3 protein-coding genes are annotated in these 1459 nt (G+C 69.1%); all 3 read right to left on the reverse strand.

The genetic code is table 11. From position 1 onward, the window contains the following. Nucleotides 1-92: transposase (locus RCF13_RS26305; RefSeq protein ID WP_146136448.1), on the reverse strand; the 92-nt coding region annotated here is incomplete at its 3' end. 170 nt (nt 93-262) lie between these two features. Continuing rightward, nucleotides 263-928, reverse strand: coding sequence for a peptide-methionine (S)-S-oxide reductase MsrA (msrA, locus tag RCF13_RS15010; RefSeq protein WP_032953954.1), 666 nt, complete (start codon nt 926-928; stop codon nt 263-265). A 30-nt stretch (nt 929-958) separates the two neighbouring features. Further along, nucleotides 959-1222 (reverse strand): DUF2007 domain-containing protein, encoded by a 264-nt coding sequence (locus RCF13_RS15015; RefSeq protein WP_061478337.1) that lies wholly within the window; start codon nt 1220-1222, stop codon nt 959-961. Between the last annotated feature and the right edge of the window lie 237 nt (nt 1223-1459).

Here is a 1459-nt window from a genome sequence, read left to right on the forward strand (position 1 = left end):
CCGTAGCGACGAGCAACGGCTTTGACCGATGTGGAGGTCTTGCAGGCCTCTTTGGCGACCTGCAGTTTGAAACGCGCGTCGTATCTGTTCATGTATCCCTCGGGGTTGGATCTGATGTCCAACTCCCGGGGGTCACTTCAGGGACGGGTTTACGGCGTGTCCCGCCATCTGTACCCGCCCCGCCAAGCCATCAGCAACCCAGAGCCGCTTTGGCTGTTGATGTTGATGTTGACGTTGCCCGCCGCAGGCGGACCACCGCGCGTCAGCGCGGCGCCTCCACATCCAACCCGATCGGGCAGCTCACGCCGGTGCCGCCGATACCGCAGTAGCCGTTCGGATTCTTCGCCAGGTACTGCTGGTGGTAGTCCTCGGCGTAGTAGTACGCCGGTGCCGGGTACACGATCTCGGTGGTGATCGGGCCGTAGCCGGCCGCAGCCAGCTGCGCCTGGTAGGCCTCACGGCTGGCCAGCGCGGCCTTGTACTGGGCCTCGTCGGTGGCATGGATCGCCGAGCGGTACTGGGTGCCGGTGTCGTTGCCCTGACGCATGCCCTGGGTCGGGTCGTGGCTTTCCCAGAACAGCTGCAGCAGCCGCTCCAGGCTCACCACCGCCGGGTCGAACACCACCTGCACCACTTCCGTGTGCCCGGTCAGGCCCGAGCAGACCTCTTCATAGGTCGGGTTCGGGGTGATGCCACCGGCATAGCCCACCGAGGTGCTGTACACGCCCGGCTCGGTCCAGAACTTGCGCTCGGCGCCCCAGAAACAGCCCAGCGCAAAGCGGATCTGCTGCAGGCCGGCGAAACGGTCCTTCAGCGGATGGCTGTTCACGAAGTGCTGGTTGCTGTGCAGCGGCAGCGGTTGGTCACGCCCCGGCAGCGCCTCTTCCGGGCGCGGCAGGCGCTGCTTGAAGGCGCCGATGCCGAGGATGCCCTGCCCAATTCCCAACATGATGCGCTCCTACGCCGGAAGGCCGGCAATGTCGTCTGCATCGGAAATGGGGTCGGACGGGGCCTGGCCCAAGTCCAGCGCCGCCACGATGCCCTCGGCCTGCGGCCGCGCCGCATCGGGGATGCCGACCCGCAGCACGCCAAACAGCGGCAGCTCGCCCATCCCACCCAGCAGCTGCTCTCCGAACACGAACGCGGGGATACCGGCGTCTTCCAGCGCGTGCTTGACCAGATGGGCGTCGAACAGATTGTCGGCCTTGTACACGATGTGCATGCGGCGGCTCCTCGGGACAAGGGTCCAGCATACGCCTGGGGGCTGAATGGTGGAGAGGGCGGGATCCGAGAGTTGGCCGCCCCCGGCCCGCCCAAACCGCAGACCCCCGGGTGTGGGGGGCCGGGGCCCGGCCCCCCCCCCGCGGGCCCGGGTGGGGGGCCCCGGGGGGCGCCCCCACCCCGCCCCCCCCCCCCCCCAAAAACCCCCCCCCCCCGGGGGGGGGCCCCGGCGCCCGGC

Source organism: Stenotrophomonas maltophilia group sp. RNC7 (genome assembly GCF_030910085.1).
Classification (GTDB): domain Bacteria; phylum Pseudomonadota; class Gammaproteobacteria; order Xanthomonadales; family Xanthomonadaceae; genus Stenotrophomonas; species Stenotrophomonas sepilia.